The sequence below is a fragment of the Amycolatopsis coloradensis genome, from assembly GCF_037997115.1.
Classification (GTDB): domain Bacteria; phylum Actinomycetota; class Actinomycetes; order Mycobacteriales; family Pseudonocardiaceae; genus Amycolatopsis; species Amycolatopsis coloradensis_A.
In genome coordinates this window covers 4279776-4304948 of record NZ_CP150484.1, presented here as the reverse complement: position 1 = coordinate 4304948, position 25173 = coordinate 4279776, and the positions used below count along the sequence as shown (strand labels likewise).

At 68.8% G+C, this 25173-nt stretch carries 21 protein-coding genes; 13 read left to right on the top strand and 8 right to left on the bottom strand.

Features of this window, described 5'->3' with window-relative positions; translation table 11 throughout:
- Nucleotides 1–254: 254 nt before the first annotated feature.
- The 6 genes from LCL61_RS20225 to LCL61_RS20200 all read left to right on the top strand — a co-directional run bounded on the left by LCL61_RS20225 (nt 255) and on the right by LCL61_RS20200 (nt 6315).
- Nucleotides 255–1106: a class I SAM-dependent methyltransferase gene (locus tag LCL61_RS20225; protein ID WP_340688287.1), complete on the top strand. Its 852-nt coding sequence runs from the start codon at nt 255–257 to the stop codon at nt 1104–1106.
- The gene (locus LCL61_RS20220; protein ID WP_340688286.1) at nt 1103–2005 is read left to right on the top strand and encodes a GNAT family N-acetyltransferase; all 903 of its coding nucleotides are present in this window, start codon (nt 1103–1105) and stop codon (nt 2003–2005) included. The genes LCL61_RS20225 and LCL61_RS20220 overlap by 4 nt, the downstream gene beginning before the upstream one ends.
- Nucleotides 2006–2037: 32 nt before the next feature.
- Nucleotides 2038–2967, top strand: a complete 930-nt coding sequence (locus tag LCL61_RS20215) for a GNAT family N-acetyltransferase (protein WP_340688633.1) — start codon at nt 2038–2040, stop codon at nt 2965–2967.
- 137 nt (nt 2968–3104) lie between these two features.
- Nucleotides 3105–3794: an ABC transporter ATP-binding protein gene (locus LCL61_RS20210; RefSeq protein WP_340688285.1), complete on the top strand. Its 690-nt coding sequence runs from the start codon at nt 3105–3107 to the stop codon at nt 3792–3794.
- Nucleotides 3791–5686 (top strand): YhgE/Pip domain-containing protein, encoded by a 1896-nt coding sequence (locus LCL61_RS20205; RefSeq protein ID WP_340688284.1) that lies wholly within the window; start codon nt 3791–3793, stop codon nt 5684–5686. Before LCL61_RS20210 ends, LCL61_RS20205 begins: the two co-directional genes overlap by 4 nt.
- Nucleotides 5683–6315, top strand: coding sequence for a TetR/AcrR family transcriptional regulator (locus tag LCL61_RS20200; protein ID WP_340688283.1), 633 nt, complete (start codon nt 5683–5685; stop codon nt 6313–6315). The genes LCL61_RS20205 and LCL61_RS20200 overlap by 4 nt, the downstream gene beginning before the upstream one ends.
- Before the next feature lie 69 nt (nt 6316–6384).
- On the opposite strand, the gene LCL61_RS20195 is transcribed toward LCL61_RS20200, so the two are convergent.
- The 7 genes from LCL61_RS20195 to polA form a co-directional block, all read right to left on the bottom strand.
- On the bottom strand, nt 6385–6708 hold the full coding sequence (locus tag LCL61_RS20195; protein WP_340688282.1) for a CU044_2847 family protein: 324 nt from the start codon (nt 6706–6708) through the stop codon (nt 6385–6387).
- Nucleotides 6709–6717: 9 nt separating this feature from the next.
- Nucleotides 6718–8007, bottom strand: coding sequence for an ABC transporter substrate-binding protein (locus tag LCL61_RS20190; protein ID WP_340688281.1), 1290 nt, complete (start codon nt 8005–8007; stop codon nt 6718–6720).
- Nucleotides 8004–9092, bottom strand: a complete 1089-nt coding sequence (locus tag LCL61_RS20185; RefSeq protein ID WP_340688280.1) for a hypothetical protein — start codon at nt 9090–9092, stop codon at nt 8004–8006. Before LCL61_RS20185 ends, LCL61_RS20190 begins: the two co-directional genes overlap by 4 nt.
- Complete coding sequence (locus LCL61_RS20180; protein WP_340688279.1) at nt 9089–10504, bottom strand: VWA domain-containing protein; 1416 nt, start codon at nt 10502–10504, stop codon at nt 9089–9091. Before LCL61_RS20180 ends, LCL61_RS20185 begins: the two co-directional genes overlap by 4 nt.
- 10 nt (nt 10505–10514) lie before the next feature.
- Nucleotides 10515–12758: a serine/threonine-protein kinase gene (locus tag LCL61_RS20175; RefSeq protein ID WP_340688278.1), complete on the bottom strand. Its 2244-nt coding sequence runs from the start codon at nt 12756–12758 to the stop codon at nt 10515–10517.
- Nucleotides 12755–14359 (bottom strand): serine protease, encoded by a 1605-nt coding sequence (locus tag LCL61_RS20170; RefSeq protein WP_340688277.1) that lies wholly within the window; start codon nt 14357–14359, stop codon nt 12755–12757. The genes LCL61_RS20175 and LCL61_RS20170 overlap by 4 nt, the downstream gene beginning before the upstream one ends.
- 64 nt (nt 14360–14423) lie before the next feature.
- Complete coding sequence (gene polA, locus LCL61_RS20165; protein WP_340688276.1) at nt 14424–17165, bottom strand: DNA polymerase I; 2742 nt, start codon at nt 17163–17165, stop codon at nt 14424–14426.
- A gap of 223 nt (nt 17166–17388) precedes the next feature.
- Here polA and LCL61_RS20160 point away from each other — a divergent pair, with 223 nt between their 5' ends.
- Together LCL61_RS20160 and LCL61_RS20155 are read left to right on the top strand one after the other, a co-directional pair.
- The gene (locus LCL61_RS20160) at nt 17389–17817 is read left to right on the top strand and encodes a PaaI family thioesterase (protein ID WP_125682237.1); all 429 of its coding nucleotides are present in this window, start codon (nt 17389–17391) and stop codon (nt 17815–17817) included.
- A 232-nt stretch (nt 17818–18049) separates the two neighbouring features.
- Nucleotides 18050–19018: a LysR family transcriptional regulator gene (locus LCL61_RS20155; protein WP_340688275.1), complete on the top strand. Its 969-nt coding sequence runs from the start codon at nt 18050–18052 to the stop codon at nt 19016–19018.
- Here LCL61_RS20155 and LCL61_RS20150 read toward each other — a convergent pair.
- Nucleotides 18984–19796 carry an alpha/beta hydrolase family protein gene (locus LCL61_RS20150; protein ID WP_340688274.1) on the bottom strand — a complete coding sequence of 271 codons (813 nt, stop codon included), beginning with the start codon at nt 19794–19796 and terminating at the stop codon, nt 18984–18986. The genes LCL61_RS20155 and LCL61_RS20150 overlap by 35 nt on opposite strands.
- A gap of 437 nt (nt 19797–20233) precedes the next feature.
- Between LCL61_RS20150 and LCL61_RS20145 the strand changes: the two genes are divergently transcribed.
- From LCL61_RS20145 to LCL61_RS20125, 5 genes are all read left to right on the top strand, one after another.
- A complete protein-coding gene (locus LCL61_RS20145) occupies nt 20234–21388 on the top strand; it encodes a branched-chain amino acid ABC transporter substrate-binding protein (protein WP_340688632.1) in 1155 nt (384 codons plus the stop codon).
- A 162-nt stretch (nt 21389–21550) separates the two neighbouring features.
- Complete coding sequence (locus LCL61_RS20140; RefSeq protein ID WP_340688273.1) at nt 21551–22522, top strand: branched-chain amino acid ABC transporter permease; 972 nt, start codon at nt 21551–21553, stop codon at nt 22520–22522.
- Complete coding sequence (locus LCL61_RS20135) at nt 22519–23658, top strand: branched-chain amino acid ABC transporter permease (protein WP_016335495.1); 1140 nt, start codon at nt 22519–22521, stop codon at nt 23656–23658. Before LCL61_RS20140 ends, LCL61_RS20135 begins: the two co-directional genes overlap by 4 nt.
- Entirely contained in the window at nt 23655–24428 is a 774-nt protein-coding gene (locus LCL61_RS20130; RefSeq protein ID WP_340688272.1) for an ABC transporter ATP-binding protein, read from the top strand. Before LCL61_RS20135 ends, LCL61_RS20130 begins: the two co-directional genes overlap by 4 nt.
- Nucleotides 24418–25131, top strand: a complete 714-nt coding sequence (locus LCL61_RS20125; protein ID WP_016335497.1) for an ABC transporter ATP-binding protein — start codon at nt 24418–24420, stop codon at nt 25129–25131. Before LCL61_RS20130 ends, LCL61_RS20125 begins: the two co-directional genes overlap by 11 nt.
- Nucleotides 25132–25173 lie beyond the last annotated feature (42 nt).

Genomic DNA, 25173 nt, shown 5'->3' with positions numbered 1-25173 from the left:
ACCATGGGCTCTTCCGGCATGAGGCGACCACATAAGCAAACGTCCACAGGAACGACCGCGAGCATCACCGCATCCGGTACGCGACCCCCTGACCCGGACGCTGAGCGAACCGGGGGAAAGAGTAGCGCGAACCCACTGCGCTAACAGATATCCTACGCGGCCCCCTGTACACGGCACAATCAGGGTCGCCCCCACGATCGCGGCGGGCGGATAAACTGTCCCGCGAAGCCCTGACCTGGGGAAAGGATATCGGTTTGAGCCAGCAGTCCGTCACCGAGCCCGAACGGCACGCAGAGGCCGAGGAGCGGCTCGGCACCGCGGGGGTCGCCTACCGGGCGGTCTCGGCGCCGGAGGCCACCGCCGCGAACCTGGCGTGGTGGGACGCCGACGCCGACGACTACCAGGCCACCCACGGCGGCTTCCTCGGCGACGCGGATTTCGTCTGGTGCCCCGAGGGCGTCCGCGAGGCCGACGTCGCGCTTCTGGGTGAAGTCGGCGGCAAACGGATCCTCGAGGTCGGCTCCGGACAGGCGGCCTGCTCGCGCTGGCTCGCCGCGCAGGGCGCCGACGCGGTGGCGACCGATCTGTCGGCGGGCATGCTCCGGCACGCCAAAGAGGGCAACGAGCGCACCGGCACTCCCGTCCCGCTCGTGCAGGCGACGGCGGAGTCGCTCCCGTTCGCCGGCGCGAGCTTCGACGCGGCCTGCTCGGCCTTCGGCGCGGTGCCGTTCGTGGCGTCGGTGGACGTCGTGTTCGCCGAAGTGCACCGGGTCCTCCGGCCGGGTGGCCGCTGGGTGTTCTCGGTGACCCACCCGATGCGCTGGATCTTCCCCGACGATCCCGGCCCGCAGGGTCTCACCGTCACCCAGCCGTATTTCGACCGCACGCCCTATGTCGAGGTCGACGAAGAGGGCGTCGCGACCTACGTCGAGTACCACCGCACCCTCGGCGACTACGTCCGCGCGCTCGCCGACGCCGGGTTCGCGCTGACCGACCTCATCGAGCCCGCCTGGCCGGAGGGCCACTCCCGCACGTGGGGGCAGTGGAGCCCGTTGCGCGGCAAGCTCTTCCCCGGCACGGCGATCTTCTGCACCCAGCGGGGATGACCCCGGCGGCGGAGCGGCAGCGGGCGCGGTTCGCCGCGCTCGACCCGTTGCTCCCTCCGCCGCCTCCGCTCCCGGCCGGAGAACCGGTCGAGGCGGACGGCGCCTTCGGGACGATCGCGCACGTCCGGTTCGCGGCGGGTTCCTGGCAACGGCTCTGGAGCCCGGCTCATCTGCAGATCCTCTCCGCGATCCTCCCGCTCGACGCCGGCGCGGGGATGAGCGCGCTGCTCTCCGCCTGGCGCGAGCGAATCGCCCTAGCCGACGCCGAACCCGACTCGTCGTGCACGGTCACCTGGCCCAGCCGGGACGTCGCGGTGTCGCGGGCCCTGCTCGACCACGGGCTCGCGCCGCAACTGGCACTGGCCGTCCGCGCGCCCGTGGCGGGCGAGGCGTATTCCGTACCCGGCGTGACCATCCGCGCGTCGACCCAAGGCGACTTGGAAGAGATCGTCGGCCTGCGCTTCGAAGAACTTCACTACGCCTCACTGGTCGGCCACGGTGTCGTCCGGCCGGGGGCCAAGGCCCTGCTCGCGGAAGAGGTCCGTCGTGGCCTGCAGTTCGGGGGCCGCGTCTGGATCGCCGAAGAGGAAGGCGTCACGGTGGGGATGGTGACCTCCGGAAAGCGCTCCCCGATCCCCGGTGACGCGCTCGCCGGGCGGCTGCCGCCGGGCGAGTGGGGCTATGTGGGAACGCTCGCGGTGACCGCGGCCGCACGGGGGCGAGGGATCGGGCGCGCGCTGACCGCCATCGCGCACGACGAGCTGTTCTCGCCGTCGCTGCGCGGTACCTTCGTCTCGTACAATCCGGCCAATCCGCTTTCCCCGGTGTTCTGGCACCGGCAGGGTTATCGTCCACTGTGGACGACGTGGGCCGTCTGCCCCGCCGCGGCCCTGCGGTAGCGGAGCCCGGCGCGGCCGACCCTGGGGACGGGATGGAAATCGAGAAGACGTTGTTCGACGCGCACCGCGCCCGGTTCGCGGCGATCGACCGGCTCCTGCCCGAAGCCGCGCCGCCCCCGGCCCGCGGCGAGCGCGTGGACGCCGCCACGGCGGCGGGTGTCCAGGTCACCGGCGTGGTGCAACGTCGGCTGCACGGTCCGGACGACGTCACCCTGCTCTGGTCGGCCGCCGACGCGCGGCAGCTGTTCCCGTTCATCGGGACCACCGGCACCGAAGGCATGGACGTCCTGCTGCGCGCGTGGCGGACGCGGATGGACGCCGAAGCACCCGGCGAGGATTCGTCCTGCGTGATCAACTGGCCGAGCCGGGACGCCGAGGCGATCCGTGCCTTCCTCGACCACGGGCTGGTGCCGATGTCCGCGCTCGCCGTGCGCACCGGGAGCCGTCACGACGATCCGGGTGCCGACGGCGTGACCGTCCGCCGGGCCCGGCACGAAGACTTCGACACCCTGCTCGAGCTGGCCGTGTCGACGCACGACTACATCGGCCAGGTCGCCACCCGGTACCGCCCGAACGCCGCCGAACTGCTCGCCCCGGCGCTGGAACTCGCCCTCGAAAAGGATCGCCCGCTGCTGTGGCTGGCCGAACGGGACGCCCGCATCGCCGCGTTCGCGCACGGCGCCTGGATCACGTCGTCGCCGGGGTCGGCCGAGGCCGAGCTGCTCCCCCATGGCCACTGGGGATACGTCAACAACGTCGTCACCGTGCCCGCCCTGCGGGGGAGCGGCCTCGGCCGCACACTGATGGCGGCGGTGCACGAGGAGTTCGCCGCGGGCGGTGCGGACGGCACGTACCTCTACTACAACCCGACCAACCCGCTTTCCTCGGTGTTCTGGCACCGCCAGGGTTATCGTCCACTGTGGACGTCCTGGGAGATCCATCCGGCTTCGGCCCTGCGCTAACCGTCCGGTTTGCGGGGGTTTCGTCACTCTTGCGTGTGACGTAAGCCCCCCACGGTTGTATACCTCCCAGGTCAGGGCTAACTTTTGAACTGACCAGTCAGTTCAAGTTTCGCGAGTCACCGACCTGGGAGTTCTTCGTGCGGGTTCAAGCCGACAGGGTGTCCGTGACCGGACCCCACGGCACGTTGCTGTCGCCTACTTCGCTCACCGTTTCGGGCGGTGAGCTGGCGATCGTGCACGGCGAGCCAGGGGTCGGCGTCACCGCCTTCGGGCTGGCGCTGGCAGGCAGGCTGAAGCCCGCCACCGGGACGGTGACCGTCGAGGGCGGCGACCCGCACCAGGTCGTGGCGATCGTCGACTCCCCCGGCGTGAGCGAGCCGGACGGCGCGTTGTCGCTGCAGGTCGTCGTCGGGGAGGAACTCGAACTGGCGAAGCGACCGGCGAACAAGGCCGCCGTCGCGAGCTGGCTGGCCGAGCACGACGCCGCCGCCTTCGCCACCACACGCTTCGAGAATCTCGAAGCGGTGATGCGCACTCGGCTGCTCACCGCGCTCGCCGCGGACCGCAAGGGGGTCGGCGTCCTCGTGCTCGACACCCCGGATCGGCACACCAGCGACGTCGGCAGCTGGGCGAAGCTCGCCCGCGAGCACGCCGAGCGCGGCCTCGCCGTCATCGTGCTGACCGCCACCACCCCGGTTTCGGCCCTGCCGGAGAAACCCGCCCTCTGCGGCGCCCTCGACCAGCCGGACCCCGTGCGCTGCGCGCCCGTCGAGCCCGAGCCCGCCGAAACCGCGGAGATCGAAAAGACTTCAGGAGACCAGGAATGAATCCCGTCCGGATCGCCGCCAACGAGCTGCGCCGGCTGAGCAGCGGCACCCTGCCGAAGCTCGCCATGGCCGCGCTCGTCCTGGTGCCGCTGCTCTACGCGTCCTTCTACCTCTACGCGAACTACGACCCGTACTCGCGTCTGGACAAGCTGCCCGCCGCCGTCTTCACCGCCGACACCGGCGCGAAGGACTCGGCCGGCGCGGAACGCAACGTCGGCCGCGAGGTCACCGACGAACTGGTCAAGTCCGGCACGTTCCAGTGGCACGAGGTGTCCCCGGAGGAGGCGGCGAAGGGCGTCCGTGACGACAAGTACTCGTTCGCCATCGGCATTCCACGCGACTTCTCCGCCGCGCTGCTGTCCTCCGGCAACTTCCAGCCCCAGCAGGCGACGATCACGCTGACCACCAACGACGCGAACAACTATCTGTCCGGGACCATCGCGAAACAGGTGGCCGAACAGGTCCGCAAGACGATCGCGGAGAAGGTCGGCAGCGAGGCCGCGGACAAGTTCCTGGTCGGGTTCTCCACGATCTACGGCAAGATCCAGGAAGCCTCGACGGGCGCTTCCCAGCTCGCCGACGGTGCGGGCAAACTCAAGACGGGACAGCAGCAACTGGCGGACGGCGCCTCCCAGCTCGCCTCCGGCAGCTCCCAGCTGGCGACCGGGCTCGGCACCCTGAAATCCAGTACCGCCCAGCTCCCCGCGCAGACGCAGAAACTCGCCGACGGTGCCGGTCAGGTCGCCGACGGGAACCAGAAGGTCGCCGACGCCGCCTCGCTCGCGGCGACGGCGTCCGGGGACATCCAGGCCAAACTCGACGGTTACCGCACTCAGCTCGCGCAGGACCTGCGCGACGCCGGCGTCCCCGAGACGAAGGTCCAGGAGATCCTGAGCCGCCTCGACACCCTCCGTTCGCCGGTCGACCAGGCGAACACGAAGATCCAGGGCGCGAACAGCCAGCTCGTCCAGCTCGCGTCCGGCGCGCGGCAGGTCTCCGACGGCGCGCATCAGCTGGCCTCGGCCACCCCGCAGCTCACCAGCGGCATCGCGCAGGCCGCCGACGCGTCGAACCAGATCCGTGACGGCGCCGCGAAACTGAACGACGGCGAGAAGTCCGCGCTCACCGGCACGAACCAGCTCGCCGACGGCGCGGTGCAGCTGCGCGACGGGCTCGCCGCCGGGCTCAAGGAGATCCCGAACCCGGACGACCCCACCCGCGCGGCGACCGCCAACACCATCGCCGACCCGGTGGCGGTCAACTCCTCCGGTGTCGCCTCGGCCGGGACCTACGGCGCCGGTCTCGCCCCGTTCTTCATCTCGCTCGCGACCTGGATCGGCGCGTTCGTGCTGTTCCTGTTGCTGCGCCCGCTCTCGACCCGCGCGCTGACCGCCGGCGCGTCGCCGTTCAAGGTCGCGCTCGGCGGCTGGCTGTCCTCGGCGCTGCTCGGGATCGCGCAGGTGATCGTGCTGTTCGGCGCGGTGACCTGGCTGGTCGGCATCGACGTCGCGCATCCGCTCGGCGCGATCGGGTTCGCCGTGCTGGTTTCGCTGACCTTCACCTCGGTGGTGCACGCGCTCAACGCGTTCTTCGGCGCCGTCGGCAAGTTCCTCGGCCTGGTATTGCTGGTGCTGCAGCTGGTCAGCGCGGGCGGCACGTTCCCGTGGCAGACCATCCCGGACGCGTTGTACCCGTTGCACATCGTGCTGCCGATGGGTTACGCGATCGACGGGTTCCGGCACCTGCTCTACAGTGGCGCCTCGATGGAGATCCTCGGTGACATCGGTGTCCTTCTCGCGTATCTCGTCGGCGGGATCCTGGTCTCGACACTGGCGGCGCGGAAACGGCGCACCTGGACGGTTTCGGCGCTGAAACCCGAGCTGGCGTTGTGAGTCCCCGTGGTGAGGCGACGAAGCAGAAGCTGTTCGAGGCGACGCTGCGGCTGTCGGCCAGCCGCGGCCTCGTCGGGCTGACAGTGGACGACATCGCGGCCGAGGCGAAGGTCGCGAAGGGCACCGTCTACTACAACTTCGGCAGCAAGGACGGCCTTGTCGACGCACTGCTGCGCTACGGCGTCGGCGTGCTCGCGGACCGGCTGCGCGCGGCCACCGGCGACGGCGACCCGATGGACGTCATCGAGTCGCAAGTGGACGGTGCACTGGAGTTCATCGCCGAATACCCCGGTTTCTCGCAGATCCTGGTGAGCGAGATGTGGCGCACGCCCGGTACCTGGCACGAGACGCTGACGCTGCTGCGCGAGGAGATCATTTCGATCGTGCGCGAACAACTCCACCGGCTGGACGCCGCCGCTCTGACCGACAGGCTGGCCCGTAGCTATCCGGCAGTGNTCACCCAGGTCGTCGTCGCGGCGGGCAAGGACGACACCCTCCCGATGCTGACCGGGTTGTTCGGCACGATGCTGGTGGTCGCCCTCGACTGGCAGGTGTTCCAGCCGAAGCGGACGCGGGCCGACGTGCGGGAATCGGTGATGGTGCTGATCCGGGGCCTCGGCCGGAGCTGAAGGACGCTTTCACCGCATCTCACGTGAGGAAAGCGTCCTTCACCGCGTCTCACGCGGGGAAAGCGTCCTTCAGCTCTCCGTGTCCCGGGCCCACTTCAGCTTGACCTCGAAGTTCCCCTCCAGGCCCGTTTTGGCGATGACCGCGCCCGCCTGCGCGGTCAGCTTGACGCCGAACTTGAGCTCGACCTCGTCCGGCCCCCTGGCCATCGACCGGAAGGTGTCCAGCGCCGCCACCGCCGCGTCCTTGACGTTCGCGAGCGCCGCTTCGAAGGATCCCTTGGCGTCCTCGACCAGGTCGTCACGCCGGGAGACCCGGGAGGTGCCGGGGACCGGGTCGATCTCGACGACCACCGAACCGCCGCCTTCGAGGGGGAACCGCGCCAGGTCGTTCACCGATGCTCCTCACTGTCCACAATGGATTTTCAACCATTCGCCGGGCTGGATGCTCTCCCGGACGTCGTCGAGTTGTCTCAGCAGGATGTCCAGGCGGTCCCGGTTGCTCAGGTACTCCAGGACGGCACGGTGGAACGCGCCGGTCATCGTCGCGGGCATCAGGTCCGACGCGTCGAAGCACAGCGCGGACGCCGTGGTGATCGTGTCCGCGACCTTCCGGCTCACCTGGTCCGGGTAGACGTCGAGGCCGAGCTTCCGGTTGGCGGAGAAGGCGTTCGCGCGGGGAATCGAAGGCCAGACCCGCTGCGCCTTCTCCGAAGCGAGGAATTCCATCAGCTTCCGCGCCTGGGGCGTGTCCTGGAACATCCCGGCGAGGTCGGCGGCGACCTCGGAGACGTCCCGCCCCGGAAAGGTGAGGAAGTCGAAATCGGTACCCGGCTTGGGAAACGTCCCGTCGGGCCGCAGGAAGTTCTGGTACCGGCTCATGATGAACGACGCCTGGTGTTCGAGCGCGCAGCCCGGCGGGTCGGTGAACATCGGCTTGCCCGCGTCGCCGAAATCGGTCAGCAGCGCGGCCGCGGTACCGCCGCGGATCGCGGTGGGTTCGAGCACGGAACCCCAGTCCAGCCAGGCCTGTTTGACCTCCGGCGACCTCCATTCGAGGCCGCCGGACGCCCACTGCCGGTACTTGTCGGGGCCCGCCGAGTGCAGCAGGATGTCTTCGATCCAGTCGGTCCCCGGCCAGCCCGAGGTGGGCGGGGCGCCCATCCCGACGCACCAGGGTGTGCCGCCCGCCGCCGTCAGCCCGGCGGAGTATTCGCGGAGCGCGGCGAACGTCGTCGGGCGGATCCCGGTCATCCGCGCCGGGTCGTACCAGATCAGGCTCTTGAGATCGGCCTTCACCGCGACCGCGTACAGCTGCTCGGTGCCGATCTTCTGCAGGGTGACCCATGGCGAGCTGAAGGACCGCGTCACGGCGGCGGAGAGGTCTTCGTCGAGCGGCAGCAGGGCACCCGACTTCTGGTACTTCGCCAGTACCCCGGCGTTGGGCAGGACGGCCACGTCCGGCGGCGTGCCACGCTGGACGTCTGAAGCGAGCACCTGGTCGACGGCCCGCGTGCCCTCGTAGAGGTAGTCGATCCCGGTGTCGGCCTTGAAAGCGTCCAGCACCTGACGGAACGACTTCTCCTCCTCCCCGGTCCAGGACGCGAGGACGACGACCGGCCCGTCCTCCGCCGACGCCGAACAGCCGCCCGCGACGAGCGTCAGCGCCATCACCACGGCCAGCAGGCGTTTCACGGGCGGTACCGGTATTCGTCGATCCTGGCGTGCAGGCCGAGCAGGACGAGCCCGCCCGCGAGCAGGGTGCCGGCCGGGATCAGGAATTCCCGCCCGCCGGATTCGGCCGCGGCGGAGGCGTCGGCCGCCACCGCCCTCGCGCCCGCCGTGGCCACCCGCGTGTTGTCGGTCGCCGGCGCGGTGGCCTGTCGTACCCGCTCCCGGAACCCGTCGACGGTCACACCGCATCCCTGCTCCTCGTCGCAGTACCCGGCCAGCAGCTCGGCGAGCCGTCGCTGGCCGTCGTCGTCGGCCGCCTGGATCTGCGCGGCCCGCGCGGCGGCGACGCCGTCGAGCCGCTCTCCGACCGAGTCCAGCCTGCCCCGGCTGATCAAGGTGAACACCAGGGCCACCCCGATGGCGGCGATCAGCACGGTCGCCGCGAGCAGCGGGACGTTCGCCACGCGGCGGAACCGTTTCCTCAGGTACAGCTGGGTGAAGACCAGCAGCACCAGGAGGGCGAGCACCGGCAGAAGCCACAGCGGGAGCATCGCGAGGCTCATCCCGGTGGACGCCAGCTGCCGGTTCAGCGCCTCGCGTTGCCTGCCCTGCAACGCTTCCAGCTCCTCCAGGACACCGCCGGGAGCGTGCAGCAGCCGTGAGGCGTGCCAGAGGTCGACCGCGCCCAGTACGGCGGCGTCCGGCTGACGGAAGTGCACGTCGGCCTGCCCGATGGAGCCCGAGTAGGCCGCGACCTGGCTTTCGATCACCTGAAGCGCGTTACCGCCTTCCTCACCCGCTTGGTTGAACTCCGCGACCCTAGCGAGACTTTGGCTCGCCAGCGCCAGCTGATTCGAGTACTCCTGCCCCGGTCCGGCGAGTCTCGCCTCGCCGGAGGCGAAACTCGCGATCGCCGCGGCGTCGGCGGCCACCAGCGCGGCCCGGGCGGCGGTCACTTCGAGTACCGCGTGCGCGGTGCGGTCGCGGACGGTCTCCGCCGTGTTCTGGACGTTCTGGAACGCCCACAGCGACACCACCAGTACCGCGAGGGTGAGCGCCAGCAGGGCGGTCCGGAGCCGGACCAGCCGCACCCGGGTGGCCGTCACGAAACCGCCTCGCCGAACGGTCTTCCGCAGCCGACGCAGAAGTTCGCCCCGGCGGGCGAAAGCGCGGGGCAGGCGGCGCAGGTGAGCGGTGTTCCTTCGGGCATCGGCCGATCTTCCTGTGGAAGAGCGATTTCCGAAACCCTCGACGGGATGACGACGTGCAACGCGTGACTGCGCGTCGCGTCCGGCCGCAGACGCACGAGCCCTTTCTCGCCGTCGACGATCTCCACGACTCCCGAGAGACGGCTCAGCGTCTCTTCGTCGCCCGCGGCGGTGGCCAAGGCGACCGCCCGGCCCCAAGCCTGCTCGGCCCCGGCGCGGTCTCCTGCCGCGTAGGCGTCGCCGCCGGAGATCAGCGCCTCACCGAGATCGGCCTGGGCGGCGTATTTCGAAACCATCGGGTGAATCAGCGTCGGCGGGATCGGATCGTGGGTCCACCTCCCCGCGATGGCCAGCGCGTCCTCCTCGACCGTGGCTCCCGGCACGGGGACGAGTTCCGTCCACGCCAGCTGACGATCCTGCCCATGGCTGGGTTCGAGGTCCGGATCGAGATCCAGGATCAGCTGGTAATCCCGCGTCTCGTCGCTCGCGAACGAACCGAGCGACAGCTCCTGCTCGCGGACGGCGACCTCCTGGCACCGGTCGGTGAGGTCGTACTCGTCGGGGAACACCTGCTTGACCGATCGCAGCCTGCTGAACGGCATGGTGCCGATGCGCAGCCGGACCTCGGGCAGCACCTTCGTCATCGCGCTCTCGACCAGCTGCCGGAAATCTTCGGCGAGCTTGTCGTCCTCGACGACCGAGTCGACGTTCCCGCGCAGCACCCGGCCGATCTGGGTGAGTTCGGCGGGCTCCCAGCCGTCGCCGATCCCCCTGGCGTCGCAGACGAACCGGCCCTCGCAACTGTTCAGCACGCTCATCAGGTCGGCCCTGGTCTGCGAATCGTTGCGGCCGTCGGTGAGCAGGATCGCGTGGCGGACGGCGCCGGGCACGAGGTCGAAGAGGTCGCGTGCCTTGGCGAGCCAGGCGCCCATCGCGGTGCCGCCGACGGCCGCGAGGTGCTCGACGGCGGCGCGTGCCTCCGCGCGGGTCGCCGCGGACGCGGTCACCAGGCCGTCCTCGGCCGGGTAGATCATCTTCGCGCGGTCGGTGCCCTGGATGACGGCGAACCGCACGCCGTCGGGCAGGACGTCGATGGCCGCCGCTGCCGCCCGCCGGGCCTCGCCGATCTTGGTGCTGGGGAAGCGCATCGAACTGGAGCAGTCGATCATCAGGACTTCGGCGGCCGTCGTGGTCACGGCCGCCTCACCGCCGCGGGAGACGACCCGGACGATCGCGGTCATCGCCCGGTCCCCCTCGGCCAGGAACTTGTTCTGGTGCACCTCGAGACCCAGACTCGGCTCCCCGCTCATCAGTCCCCTTTCACACCAACGTCACCGGTCTCACGGAATTGGCGAGATCGATCAGCACGTCGTGCGCTTCCGGCGAGGGCGCGTGACGAGCGAGCCGCCGGTACGACCTGTCCAGCACGGTGCGGGCACCCGTCTCGTCCGCGCGCAGGATCTCGCCGTCGGTGATCCCGTCCTGTCCGAGGAGCACCCCCGCCAGCCCGGTCTCGCGCACGGCCGTCACCAGTCTGTCGAGGGAGTCGCCGTCGAGATCCAGGGCGGTCAGGCGGACCACCGCGTCGTCGAGTTCGGCCGACGCCGGGAGGTCACCCGTCCCCGGCATCGGCGCGGACAGCACCCGCACCCCGGCGATCCGCGCCGCCTCGTCGTAACGCGAGAATTCCGGGACCTGGTCGAGGATTTCGACGGCGGCGGCGCGGTTGCCGCGCAGCAGCCGGACCCGCGCGAGGCCGAACGCCGCGCTGACCTGTGACCGGTCCCGCACCCACAGCGCGTCGTAGTACCGCTCGGCGGCGGCCGCGCCGTTGAGGTGCTCCTCGCAGAGCCCCAGCGCGAGTTTCGGCGGCTCCTCGCCGGGGATGTCGCGGTACACGGCGGTGAACTTCTCCTTCGCCGCGGCGAAGTCGCCCGCGCCGAGCGCGAGCAGGCCCCGATGCCACGCCACACGCCAGTCATGGGCGGCGCGTTCGCCGAGCAGCCGTTCGGCCTCCGCCACCGCCAGCGCGGCTTCGACGGTCGCCCCGAGTTCCAGCCGTGCCCGGCACCGGCGGAACTCGACCTCGACCGAACCCGGCACCTTGTCGAGCTTCTTCAGCAGCCGCGCGGCGTCGGGCGCGCGGACGGCGCGGAGGAAGTTCGCCTGAGGGTCGTCCGGATCCTCGCGCGGCACCGGGAGACCGACGGCGATTTCCGCGGCGGACGGGCGTGCGCCGAGCGAGACGGGTGTCCCCCGCGTCCAGTGCTCCAGCGGCGGCGCCTGGCCGAGTCCCGCGTCGAGCAGGACCGCCCCTTCGGTGAACAACGTCGAGGCGGCGGGCCTGGATTGCTTGTCCCGCAAGGAAAGGATCTCACCGAGCACACCGTCGAGCTGGACCAGCATCTCGCGCGCGGTCGCGAACCGTTGTTCGAACGGGGCGGTCGCCCGGTCGAGGACTCGGAGGAACGATTCGATGCCGAACCGGACACCGCGCGCGTCGGTGGTGACCGACCAGCCGTCGCTGGCCTGGAAGAGCTCCCGCAGCGTCACGCCGACGGTGTGGATGTCGGACCGGACGGTGAGCCCGTGTTCCGCCCGTTCCCGCGGCGAGACCTGATAGTGCTCGGTGCCGACGATCGGGCTTTCGTCGTCGGTGATCTTGCGGATGGCGCCGAAATCGATGAGCTTGATCCGCTTCTCGCCGTGGATCACGTTGTCCGGCTTCATGTCACAGTACAGCAGGCCCTCGCCGTGCAGGTAGTCGAGCGCGGTCAGGATCTCGCGCCCGTACGCCACGACGTGCTCGACGAGCAGCCGTCCTTCACTGGAGTCCAGCCCGGCCCGGCCGCGGTTCTTGACCTCCCGCAGGGAAAGCCCGTCGACGAACTCCATGACGATGTAGCGGAGGTCCTCGTGTTCGACCACGTCGAGGATCCGGACGACGTTCGGATGGTCCAGCGCGGTGAGCACCTGGCTTTCGGTCTCCGCGATCCGGACGGCGGCGGTGTTGTTCGTGTTGATCAGGCCCTTGAGCGCGACGTACCGGTCGCCGAGACCGGAATCCGTCGCCAGGTAGACGAATCCGAGCCCACCGCGCGCGACGCAGCCCAGCACGTGGTACCGGCCGTCGACCACGTCGCCGGCCGCGAGCTTGGGCGCGAAGGAGAACGACGTCCGGCAGACCGGGCAGAACCCTTCGGCGGGCGCGGGTCCGCCGCCGACCGAGCGGCCGACCGGAGTGGCCGTGCATCCGTGCTTGCCGCAGAACCGTTCCTCCTCCGGGACATGCGGTTCGGTGAGCAGGCGGCCCGCGACGTCCGGGAGTTCGACGACCGGCAGCGGGACCCGGTCGTCCGCGCTCGCGTGGCCCGCGATCTGCTGGGAACGGGTGACCACCGTGCTGGTGATCCTGGTCGGGGCCTCGCCGGGGCCGGGGATCACCAGGGTCGGTCTCTCCCGCGGCGCGGGCTCTTCCGGTGTCCCGGGCGGCAATCCGCAGATCTTGCAGAACCCGGTCTTGCCGAGCACACCCGGGCAGCCGTCGTGTCCGCAGGCCGTCATCCGTCGATCCGTTTCCGTACGGTGTCCGCGTACCGCTCGACGGCCGCCGCCGCGGCCGCGAGGTCGCACGGTCCTTCGAAGAGCATCCGCCAGGCGGGTGCGTAGGCGGCATCCAGTTCGACGTCTTCGACGAGGCCACTGTTACGAGCCATCTCCCCGTACGCGTCGAGCCGGGCGCGCAGTTCCGCGCGCCGCGCGAGGTTCTCGTCGAGGAGACGACGAAGGTCGCGGGCGCGCTCGACCGTCTTGGCCACGGCTCGCTCGCAGACTGGAAGCTGCCGTTTCACCCACTCGGTTTCGCCGTCCTTCTCCGCCGAACGCAGTTGTGTCAACGCGCCTCTCAGCCGTCGCGCCTTGGGATGGACGTGCGGGGCGTCGGAGAAGCGGGGCACGTCGCTCAGATTCTCCTTCTCCAGGCTGTCGAGTTCACCCAATCGGGTTCCCAGCAGCGCGAGTCGGCCCTCGGTGTCGTCCTCGCCGGCGGGCAGGACGTCCGTGCTCGACCGGACCACGTCCACCCCCGGCGACGTCTCCTCGCGGAAGGCCAGCGCGAGCCGTAGCCCGAGCTCGTGCGCGCGCTGGGCCAGCGGCACGAGCACCTCGCCGACGAGCGCGTCGGGCTCGGCAGCTTCGTCGATTCCGGAGACGACGACGGTGCGGGCGGACCCGTGACGGCCGGCGGGCGAATCCGCGGCGACGTCGAGCCGGTCGGAGATCCGGCGGCGTACCTCGTCGGCGGTCTTGCCGATCGCGTCGACGGCGAGCACGACACTGCCCACCGGCGGCACCGTCGGCCCCGTGTCGGTCCGGCCCGCACCGCGTTCGCGGTCGGCGAGGACGACGGCACGCCGCAGCGAGGCGGCGACGGCGGAATCGTGCTCCCCCATGATGATCACCCGGACGTCCGCCCGGCCGTGCCCGCCGAGCCACCGGGCGAATTCGCGGGCGAACAGCGGATCGATCGCGGGCGGTTCCGGGTTCTGCACGAAGCTGGGGTCGATCGCGGGGCTGCCTTCGGCCCAGCGGCGCAGGGCAGGCAGGTACCCGAGCATGGTCTCGACGGGGATCATCCACGAGACCCGGGCGGCCTCGGTCGCGTATCGGGTGGCGACCATGCCGACGACGTGGCCGGTCTTCTCGGCGATCACCGCGGAACCGCTGAAGCCGTGGGTGATCGGCTCGGCGTCCGGAGTGCGGTGCAACTGGACGCGCTCGAGCCCGTGACCGCCGTCGCCGACGACGGTCGCCAACGACCACATGCCGTCCGAACCGCGCGGGAAGCCGTACGCGCGGACTCGCTGGCCGTCTTCGAGAGCCGTCCGGTGGAGCGGGGCGCCGGAGATCTGTTCCTCGGGGTCGCGCAACCGGAGCAACGCGATGTCCCCGCCGTCGTCACCGATGGGCGCCGCCTGCGCGAGAATCGTGGCGATTCCTGGCTCCACGCCGGGAAGCGCCACGAAATCCACGGCGACGTCGTCGTGGCCTTCGATCACATGAGCGCAGGTGAGGAGGTGTTCGCCGTCGAGCATGGTCCCGGCGCCCAGGATCCGCCCACGGTGATCGCGCAGCCGCACCCGCCAGCGTCTGCGCTCGGAAGTCACGCGAAAGACCCTACCGATCGTGAGTGGTAATGACGGTTCTAACCGTCATTACCACTCACGAGGCCTAATGCGCGGCGTCGTTCCAGGACCGGCCGTATCCGACCGAGACCTCCAGCGGGACCGCCAGTTCGTAGGCGGAGCCCATTCCCTGGCGCACCAACGATTCGAGCTGCTCGCGCTCGCCATCGGCGACCTCGAGGACGAGTTCGTCGTGGACCTGCAGCAGCACGCGGCTCTTCAGCTTCGCCTCGGTCAGCGCCTTGTGCACGTTGAGCATGGCGACCTTGATGATGTCCGCCGCGCTGCCCTGGATGGGTGCGTTGAGCGCCATCCGCTCGGCCATTTCGCGGCGCTGCCGGTTGTCGCTGTTGAGGTCCGGCAGATAACGGCGGCGGCCGAAGATTGTCTCGGTGTAACCGACCTTCGCCGCGTCGCCCACGACCGAATGGAGGTAGTCGCGCACGCCGCCGAAACGGGAGAAGTACGCCTCCATCTGTTCCTTGGCCTCTTCGGTCGAGATCCGCAGTTGCTGCGAAAGCCCGTACGCCGAAAGGCCGTACGCCAGGCCGTACGACATCGCCTTCACCCGGAAGCGCAGTTCCGGCGTGATCTCCTCCGGCGGCAGCGAGAACGCGCGCGACGCCACGAAAGTGTGCAGATCCTCGCCGCTGTTGAAGGCCTGGATCAGCCCTTCGTCCTGCGAGAGGTGCGCCATGATCCGCATTTCGATCTGGCTGTAGTCCGCCGTCATCAGCTCGGCGTACCCGTCGCCGACGACGAAGGCGTCGCGGATGCGGCGGCCTTCCTCGGTGCGGATCGGGATGTTCTGCAGGTTCGGGTCGACCGACGAGAGCCGTCCGGTGGCGGCGATCGTCTGCAGCAGCGTGGTGTGGATGCGGCCGTCGTCGGCGACCGACTTGATCAGGCCCTCGACCGTGGTGCGCAGCCGGGTCGCGTCCCGGTGCTCCAGCAGATGCTGCAGGAACGGGTGCTCGGTCTTCTCGAACAGGCTCTGCAGCGCCTCGGCGTCGGTGGTGTAGCCGGTCTTCGTGCGTTTGGTCTTCGGCATGCCGAGTTCGTCGAACAGGATGACCTGCAGCTGCTTCGGCGAACCGAGGTTGACCTGCTTGCCGATGACCGCGTACGCCTCCTCCGCGGCCTGTGTCACCCGGCCGAGGTAGTGCGCTTCCAGATCGGTCAGATGCTCGATGTCGACCGCGATACCCGCCGCTTCGAGGCCGGTGATCACCTGCAGCAGCGGCAGTTCGAGCTCGGCGAGCAGCTGCGCGCCGCCCAGTTCTTCGAGCTCCTTGGTCAGCGCGCCCGCGAGTTCGGCGACCGCGCGGGCCTTGACCAGCTCGGCCTGGATCTCCTTCTGCTCCATGTCCTCGGCGCCACCGTCGAGCAGCGAAAGCTGCCCGTCCCCGGTGTCGGCCTCGGACCGCAGCTCACGGTGCAGGTACCGCAGGGCCAGGTCGTCGAGCTCGAAAGTGCGCTGGCCAGGGCGGACCAGGTACGCCGCGAGCGCGGTGTCCATGACGAGCCCGGCGAACGTCCAGCCGCGCGCGCGGACGGCGTGCAGCGGGACCTTGAGCTCGTGGCCGATCTTCTTGATCTTCTCGTCGGCGAGCCAGGCCGTGAGCGCCTTGTCGTCCTCGGCGTCCATCGCGGTGACGTCGACATACGCGCCCTCACCGTCCGCGGCCGCGAACGTGAGGGCCTTCAGGTCGGAGCGGACCGAGGCCCCGGTGGTGCGGAACGCCAGGCCGACCGGCTGGTCCTGGCCGGTGTGCGCGGAGAGCCATTCCGTGAGCGCGCCCGGCGCGAGCTTCGAACCGCTGACCTCGAAACCCTCTTCGGCCTCGGGCTCGGCACTCTGCAGGGTGGCGAAGAGCCGGTCCCGCAGGACGCGGAACTCGAGCTCGTCGAACAACGCGTGGACGGCCTCGCGGTCCCACGGGCGCAGCTCGAGCATGGTCGGGCCGAGCTCCAGCTCGACGTCGCGGATCAGCTCGGTGAGCTGGCGGTTCAGCATGACCGCGCCGAGGTGCTCGCGCAGCGCGTCGCCGACCTTGCCCTTGACCTCGTCGACCCGATCGACCAGCTCGTTGAAGGAGCCGAACTGCCTGATCCACTTCGCGGCCGTCTTCTCACCGACACCAGGGATGCTGGGCAGGTTGTCCGAGGGGTCGCCACGCAGCGCGGCGAAGTCCGGGTACTGCGCCGGGGTGAGGCCGTACTTCTCCTCGACCGCCTCCGGGGTGAACCGGGTCATCTCCGACACGCCGCGCTTCGGGTACAGCACGGTGACCTGGTCGGTCACCAGCTGGAGCGCGTCACGGTCGCCCGTACAGATGAGGACGTCGAAACCTTCGGCGGTCGCCTGTGTCGTGAGCGTGGCGATGATGTCGTCGGCTTCGTAGTTCTCCTTGGTCAGCGCCGGGATGCCGAGGACCTTCAGCACGTCCTCGACCAGCCCGACCTGGCCCTTGAACTCGTCCGGGGTGGTGCTGCGGTTGGCCTTGTACTCCGCGTACGTCTCCGACCGGAACGTCTTGCGGGACAGGTCGAACGCCACCGCGAGGTGGGTCGGCGCCTCATCGCGCAGCAGGTTGATGAGCATCGAGGTGAACCCGAAGACCGCGTTCGTCGTCTGCCCGGTCTTCGTCTTGAAGTTCTCCGCGGGCAGCGCGAAGAACGCGCGATACGCCATCGAATGGCCGTCGATCAGCAGCAGTTTGGGCCGCTCGGCCTGTGCGGTGGCGGGTGTGGCGTTGGCAACGGTCGTGTTCTCACTCGGGCTCACGAGAGCGAGTCTAGGGTGAGGGTCTGACAGTCCTACCTGTCGTGTCTGTTGCGGGCTGTCGGCGGAGCTGATCGACCCCCTCGACACCGGAACCCGCCGGGCCGGAGGCCCCGCGATCGGGGGCGGCAGGGCGTCCATGGGGCAGGACGTGAGAAGAATTCGATAACGTGCGCCCTGGCGACGCGATCGTGGTCGCGGGTTCACGAATGTTAAGGAGCTCTGCGTGACCGAACAAGCCCTCGAATCCTTCGCCGGGATCGACCCGGCCTTCGCCGGACAGCAGCTCAACGACAAGCTCGGGCTCGAGATCAGCGAATTCGGTCCCGAACGCGTCGTGGGCAGCATCCCGGTAGAGGGCAACCTCCAGCCCTACGGCCTCCTCCACGGCGGCGCGAACGCCGTCGTCGCCGAGGCGCTCGGTTCGATGGTCTGCGCGCTCAACGCCGGCACCGACAAGGCGACGATGGGGCTCGAACTCTCGTGCACGCACCACCGGGCGGTCCGGTCCGGGCGGGTGACCGGTGTCGCGACGCCGGTGCACGTCGGACGCGGGACCGTGACCGCCGAGATCGTGCTGACCGACGACCAGGGGCGCCGGTCGTGCACGGCGCGGCTGACGTGCGTGGTGCGGGAGCGGCCGCCGGGCATGTGAGCTCGTCCGGCTCTCGAAGTGTCATGAAAGGGTCCTTCACGCGGAGCCGCGTGTTGCTGGCGGTGCCGTTGTGACACCAGTGAAGTACTGAGCCAGAGACTCCCATAGCCGGAAGTCCGTGAAGGCCTCCTTCACTACCTTGAGGGTAGGCAAGGAGGCCCTCACTACCGCCGAGACTTCGAGGTACGCGCCCTGAAGTACGCGAAGGGAGCCTTCACGTACCTTCAGGGACGTGGATCTCGACACGGCCCAGGTGCGCGCGTTCGTCGCCACCGCCGACCACGGCCATTTCGGTCGCGCGGCAGAATCCCTGTTCCTCACCCAGCAGGCGCTGTCGAAGCGCGTCCGGAAGCTCGAGGACGCCCTTTCGGTCCAGCTCTTCCGGCGCACCAACCGATCCGTCGAGCTGACCGCCGACGGCGACCGGTTCCTCCCGCACGCGCGCGAGCTGATCCGCGCGGCCGACGCCGCAGTCGCGGCGATGGGCCTGCAGGACCGCCCGCCCCGCCTCGACGTCATCGATCCACGTCTCTCCCCCATGTACATGCTGCGCCGCATCGCTCAGCGAGACCCGGCACTGGCGGTCGAGCGCGTCGCCGGACGCGGACTGGCCAACGCCCTCGACCCCCTGGTCCGCGGCGAGATCGATCTCGCGTTCGGCCGCGTCGCGGACCTCGGCCGCGAAGTGCCCGCGGAACTCGAGCACCGGCTTGTCCGGCTGGAGCCGTTGGTCGCCCTTCTCGCACCGGAACACCCACTCGCGGGCAACGATGTCCTGAAACTGTCCGATCTCCGGGGTGAAGGCATCTGGATTCCGCAATTGGGCGGCCCGGTCGAATGGCTTTCTTATTTGCAACGCCTATGCAAAGAATTCGACGTCCCGATCGACGACTCCGGCGTCAGTTACGACCTCAGACACACACTGGAACAGACTCGCTACGGGAAGCAGCGGGTCACGCTCGCCGGCGCCGACATGGACCTCGCCTCCGACCTCAATCTGCGGGTTCTGCCGTTCGAGCCCTCGCCGCTGTTCCCGTGGTCGGTGGTGTGGCGGCGCGGCGAAGGCCCGGCCCTGCGGCGCCTGCTGGCGCTCGCCGGCCGGACCAGCCACGAAGAAGGTTGGTGCACCTACGATCCCGCGCGGTCCTGGCTGCCGGACGACGACCTCAGACAGCTAGGTGCCGGGCGAACCAGCGCGTGAGCTCGGCGTCGACCAGCTTCGCGTGGTCCGTCTGCGGAGCGGGCTCGAGCCCGGGCGCCTCGGCGAATTCGTGCGCCATCCCCGGGATGGTGACGAGCTCGGATCGCCGCTCCCCCAACGCCTTGTGGAGGGCCTCGGCCGGTTCGGTGATCGAAACGTCGTCCTCCTCGCCGATGACGAGCAGGACCGGCGCGGTCAGTTCGTCGGCCCGCCGCACGTAGTCGTACTCGTTCGCGACCGCGCGGGACCGGTCCGACCAGTGATAGGTGACGTCGTAGACCCGTTCGTTCGCCGCGATCACCGGCGCCAGCTGGGTCACCGGGTTCACCAGCGCGGCCGCCGCCACCGGGATCTCCGGGTGGGTCAGCATCTGCAACGCGACCGCGCCGCCCTGCGAACCGCCGACCAGCCCGACCGGTCCGTCCTCAATGGACAGGCGGGAGCGCAGTTCCGCCACCGCGGCCGGGAACTCCGCCTCGACCTGCCTGGTGAGCGGTTCGACGACGTTGAGCACGTTGTCCTCGCTCGCGAGCCGGAAGAAGCCCTCGAAACCGTCCTCGGGGAACCGTTTACCGGTCAGCGGCAACCCGAGGTGCACCCGCCACGCGTGCAGGTCCCGCATCGGCAGCGCCGCCGCCATGGCCGCCTCGCTGAACGGCGCGCCCAGCAGGTGCCACGTCAGCACCAGCGGCGCCGGACGCTCGCCGTCCGACGGCGGCAACGCCATGAACGGAACTCCTGCTGCCACGCCTTCGATCGCTTCGGTACTCATCGTCATGGGAACAGCTAATCGCGAGGTCAGGGCCGGGATCCAACAGCCGTTCGGACCGCGACGACAACCATCGGTTGTCACCGCACAAGGGAAGAGCGGGCACCGTTGACGCCCTTTGGGGCAGCATTGCTACGACGAACGGCCGCGCTCGAAGGAGCTGAAAAAGCGCAAGATACGCGGCCGAAACATGATCATTACCCACGAGCATGATCAACGTGGTAGCGGTGAATCCCCAGCGTGACCAGCGAAGACTCGCCAACCGGCAACATTCGCCTTTTCGTGCAATTCGTTCTGGTTTCGACCGTCACGATGTGGACACAGAGTGATGGGCGTCTGGGCAGATCATGGCGTAGGGGGATATCTTCCTGCCCTAACCTAGCCCCTGTGTCGGGGGCAACGCCTACCGGCGGCTGGTTGGTCATGGGAGGTAGTCGGTGTCAGGAGTGCGTTTTGGACGGGTTTTCGCCGTCGCGGCGGCTGCGTCGCTGGCGCTGGCGGGCTGTGCAGGCGGCAGCAGCTCGTCCGGCAGCGGTGACAGCAGCACGCTGAAGATCGGGTTCATGGGTGACCTCACCGGTGAGAACTCCGGGATCGTGATCCCGCCCCGCAACGGCGCCAAGCTCGCTATCGACGAGTACAACAAGACGAACCCGGCGATCAAGCTGGAGCTCAAGGAATACGACAGCCAGGGCAAGCCCGAGCAGGCGACGTCGCTGATCGCGACCGCCGTCGGCCAGGACAAGATCACCGCGCTGATCGGCCCGGCCTTCTCCGGTGAGTCGAAGGCCATCGGCGGTCAGCTGGAACAGAACAAGATCCCGAGTGTCTCGCCCTCGGCCACCAACGCGGGCCTCTCCTCGAACGGATGGAAGTACTGGCACCGCGTCGTCGCAAGCGACGCCAGCCAGGGACCGGCGATCGCCAACTTCCTCATCACGGCGAAGTCGCCCAAGAAGGCCTACATCATCTCGGACGACCAGGAATACAGCGTCGGCCTGGCCGACAACTTCGAGAAGACCTTGAAGGAGAAGAACGTCCCGTCCGAGCGCGACAAGTTCGCCAAGGACGCGTCGGACTACTCCTCGACCGTGCAGAAGGTCAAGGCCGCGAACCCGGACATCATCCTCTTCGGTGGCTACTACGCCCAGGGTGGCCGTCTGCTCAAGCAGCTGCGTGACGGCGGTGTGACCGCCACCTTCGCGACCGGTGACGGTTCGCTCGACGCCCAGCTGGTCAGCGGTGCCGGTGCCGCGGCCGCCGAGAAGGCCGTCGTCGGCTGCCCGTGCAACATCCCGGACGCCGGCTCCACCGACGAGTTCAGCACCAAGTACAAGGCCGCGTTCAACGTCGACCCGGCGATCTACTCGAGCGAGGGTTACGACGCCGCGACCGCCATCATCAACGCGGTCAAGACCGGCGCCAACACCCCGGAGAAGATCAACGAGGCCCTCAAGACGATCGACTTCAAGGGCGCCTCGAAGCAGATCAAGTTCAAGGAGAACGGCGAACCGTCGACGGACGCGATCAACATCTACCAGGTCACCGGTGGTGTCCTGAAGAACCTCGGCGTCTCGACCGAAGCCAAGCTCAACGGCTGACGGAGCAGATAGGAACACCTAACGGAAGCGGGTTCCGCGAAGGCGTGAGCCGGTATTCGGTTTTGCCTTCCATTAGTNGGGGCGCTGTGCGGACACAGCACCCCCGCTTCCCGCAAATGTGGCGAAAGAAATCCTCGCCCCGTCCCGTAAGGCATCCACGTCATGCTTCAAGATCTGCAAGCCCAGTTCCTCGGTAGCACCATCGGCGGACTGGTCGCCGGAAGCATCTACGCCCTCATCGCCCTCGGCTACACAATGGTCTACGGCGTGCTCCGGCTCATCAACTTCGCACATTCCGAAATCTTCATGATCGGGACGGTCACGTCCCTGTTCGTCCTCATCACCATCGCGGGCGGCACCGCCCCGATCACGCTCGGCGTGTTCGGGATGATCGCGGTACTGCTGCTGATCATCATCGCTTCGGCCGCCGTGTCCGGCGGCGCGGCGGTGCTGCTGGAGCAAGTGGCGTACCGGCCACTCCGCAAGAAGGGCGCCACCCGGCTGGCCGCCCTGATCTCCGCCATCGGCGCCTCGCTGTTCCTGCAGGAACTGTTCGGCCTCGAGATCATCGAATGGATCACGGACAAGTCCGGCCGCGTGCAACAGAACGCGCCGCGCTTCATCCCGCACGAAGAGCTGTTCCACATCGGCAACGGGGTGGTCCGCACGGACCACGTGTTCGTCGTCGTCGGTGCCGTGATCATGATGATCGGGCTCGACCAGCTGGTCAGCCGCACCCGCATCGGCCGAGGTATCCGCGCCACGGCGCAGGATCCCGAAGCCGCCGTGCTGATGGGCGTGAGCATCGACAAGATCGTGCGCCTCACCTTCCTGCTCGGCGGCGCGATGGCCGGTGTCGCCGCCGCGCTGTACGTGATGGAGTACGAGAACACCGACTACCGCATCGGGTTCCTCCTCGGCATCAAGGCGTTCACCGCGGCCGTGCTGGGAGGTATCGGCAACCTGCGCGGCGCCCTGCTGGGTGGCATCGTGCTCGGTTTGGTGGAGAACTGGAGTTCCATCTTCTTCGGTTCGGCTTGGAAGGACGTCACCGCCTTCGTGGTATTGGTGCTCGTCCTGATGTTCCGTCCCACCGGCATCCTCGGTGAATCGCTGCAGCGGGCACGCGCATGAAGGGCAACGAAGAAGTGGCTGAAAAGTCCCCAGAGAACGGAAAGCCGACGCGCGCCGGCTTTCACCCCGTGGACGGCATGCGGGATTGGTGGGCACGCGCTCCGCATTGGCAACGCTATGGCGTGTACATCGCCCTGATCATCGGCGCGCTGATCCTGCCCGCGCCCGCGATCGGTTCGTTCATGTCGCCGGAATCGGACTGGACCACGGTCCTGATCTTCCCGGTCGGGGTGTACATCCTGCTGGCGATCGGCCTGAACATCGTGGTCGGCCACGCGGGCATGCTGGATCTCGGGTTCGTCGCGTTCTTCGCGATCGGCGCGTACACGCTCGCCGTGATGGGCACCCTGCACGGCTGGGGATTCTGGGGCACGCTCGTGCTCGGTATCTTCCTGGCGGCGATGTCAGGGGTGATCCTCGGTGCTCCGACGCTCCGGTTGCGCGGTGACTATCTGGCCATCGTGACGCTCGGCTTCGGTGAGATCGTCCGGATCACCGCGACGAACACCGACGCCATCGGCGGCGCCCGCGGTATCACCAACATCCCGCACCCGGAGCCCATGTTCGGGACCGAGTTCCTGCTCGACCCGGCGCCGTACTACTACCTGATCCTCGCGGCGATCGTGATCGCGATCATCTTCTCGGTGCGGCTGCACAAGAGCCGGGTCGGGCGGGCGTGGGCGGCCATCCGCGAGGACGAGGACGCCGCCGAGCTGATGGGTGTCCCGACGTTCAAGTTCAAGCTGCTGGCGTTCGCCATCGGCGCCATGCTCGGCGGTATGGCCGGTGTGGTCTACGCCAGCAAGGCCGTCTTCATCGAGCCGAACAACTTCCCGTTCATCCTGTCCGCGACCATCCTCGCGGCCGTGGTGCTCGGTGGTGCGGGCAACCTGCCCGGTGTCATGCTCGGTGCCTTCCTGGTCGCCTGGCTTCCGGAACGGTTCCGGTTCCTGTCCGAGTACCGCATCCTGATCTTCGGTGGTGTGCTGGTGCTGATGATGGCGCTGCGGCCGGAGGGTCTGCTGCCGTCGCGGCAGCGCAAGGCGGAACTACACGAAGGAACGGGCGGGATGGGTGCCATGGGCGCCGAAGTCGCGGGTCCGGATTCCGAGGCTTCGGCGGAGGTGACGAAATGAGCGCGCTGCTCGAATTCGACAACGTGACGATGCGCTTCGGCGGTGTCACGGCCTTGAAGGAAGTCAACCTCACCATCAACCAGGGTGAGATCTTCGCCCTGATCGGCCCGAACGGCGCGGGGAAGACCACGGTCTTCAACGTGATCACCGGTGTTTACCGGCCGACCGAAGGCCAGGTGCGCTTCGGCGACACCCGGATCGACGGTATGAAGCGGTTCAAGGTCAACCAGGCCGGGATCGCCCGCACCTTCCAGAACATCCGGCTGTTCCACAACATGTCGGCTTTGGAGAACGTGATGGTCGGTGCGGACTCGCACCACAAGACCGGCGCGATCTCGGCGACGCTGGGCCTGCCCATCCACCGCAAGGAGGAGAAGCGGGGCCGCGAGCTGGCGAGGGACCTGCTGGACTTCGTCGGCATCGGCCGGGTCGAGCACAACACCGCGAAGAACCTCTCCTACGGCGACCAGCGCCGTCTGGAGATCGCGCGTGCGCTCGCGACCGACCCGAAGCTGTTGCTGCTCGACGAGCCCGCCGCCGGGATGAACCCGGCGGAGAAGAACTCGCTGCAGCAACTGATCCGCAAGATCCGTGACGACGGCCGGACCGTGCTCCTCATCGAGCACGACATGGGCTTGGTCATGCAGATCGCCGACCGGCTGGCCGTGCTCGACTTCGGCCAGAAGATCGCAGAAGGGCTCCCCCACGAGGTGCAGAACAACCAGAAGGTGATCGAGGCTTACCTGGGGGTGGCGGAAGATGCTTCTTGAGGTTCAGGACATCAACGTCCACTACGGGAAGATCGCCGCGCTCAAGGGAATGAGCATCGAGGTCGGCGAGGGCGAGATCGTTTCGCTCATCGGGGCCAACGGCGCCGGCAAGACCACGACGCTGAAGACGATCTCGGGCCTGCGTCCGCTGACCAGCGGCCGGATCCTCTTCGACGGCAAGGACATCTCGAAGACGCCCGGCCACAAGCGGGTCGAGCTCGGGATCGGCCAGTCACCGGAAGGCCGGGGCGTGTTCCCCGGCATGACGGTGCAGGAGAACCTCCTGATGGGTGCCTACACCCGCAAGGACGATCTGAAGGCCGACCTCGACGAGGTCTACGAGCTGTTCCCGCGGCTGAACGAACGCAAGACCCAGTTCGGCGGCACGATGTCCGGTGGCGAGCAGCAGATGATCGCCATCGGCCGCGCGCTGATGACCAAGCCCAAGGTGCTGCTGCTCGACGAGCCGTCCATGGGCCTGGCGCCGATGCTGATCGCGCAGATCTTCGACATCATCCGCGAGATCAACAAGCGCGGGACCACGGTCCTGCTGGTGGAGCAGAACGCGCAGCAGGCGCTGAAGCTCTCCGACCGCGCGTACGTGCTGGAGACCGGTGAAGTGGTCAAGAGCGCCCGCGGTGCCGAGCTGCTGGACGACCCGCAGGTGCGGGCCGCCTACCTCGGTGGTGACCTGGGCGTCTGACGCCTTTCGGGAAGGGCCCCGTCGCGTTTCGCGGCGGGGCCC

What these genes read in the sequence shown, in the direction of transcription:
- LCL61_RS20220 (WP_340688286.1), top strand. Translation starts at nt 1,103, where the DNA reads ATGACCCCGGCGGCGGAGCGGCAGCGGGCGCGGTTCGCCGCGCTCGAC.
- LCL61_RS20215 (WP_340688633.1), top strand. Translation starts at nt 2,038, where the DNA reads ATGGAAATCGAGAAGACGTTGTTCGACGCGCACCGCGCCCGGTTCGCG.
- LCL61_RS20205 (WP_340688284.1), top strand. Translation starts at nt 3,791, where the DNA reads ATGAATCCCGTCCGGATCGCCGCCAACGAGCTGCGCCGGCTGAGCAGC.
- LCL61_RS20180 (WP_340688279.1), bottom strand. Translation starts at nt 10,504, where the DNA reads ATGAGCGGGGAGCCGAGTCTGGGTCTCGAGGTGCACCAGAACAAGTTC.
- LCL61_RS20175 (WP_340688278.1), bottom strand. Translation starts at nt 12,758, where the DNA reads ATGACGGCCTGCGGACACGACGGCTGCCCGGGTGTGCTCGGCAAGACC.
- LCL61_RS20150 (WP_340688274.1), bottom strand. Translation starts at nt 19,796, where the DNA reads ATGACGATGAGTACCGAAGCGATCGAAGGCGTGGCAGCAGGAGTTCCG.
- LCL61_RS20140 (WP_340688273.1), top strand. Translation starts at nt 21,551, where the DNA reads ATGCTTCAAGATCTGCAAGCCCAGTTCCTCGGTAGCACCATCGGCGGA.
- LCL61_RS20135 (WP_016335495.1), top strand. Translation starts at nt 22,519, where the DNA reads ATGAAGGGCAACGAAGAAGTGGCTGAAAAGTCCCCAGAGAACGGAAAG.
- LCL61_RS20130 (WP_340688272.1), top strand. Translation starts at nt 23,655, where the DNA reads ATGAGCGCGCTGCTCGAATTCGACAACGTGACGATGCGCTTCGGCGGT.
- LCL61_RS20125 (WP_016335497.1), top strand. Translation starts at nt 24,418, where the DNA reads ATGCTTCTTGAGGTTCAGGACATCAACGTCCACTACGGGAAGATCGCC.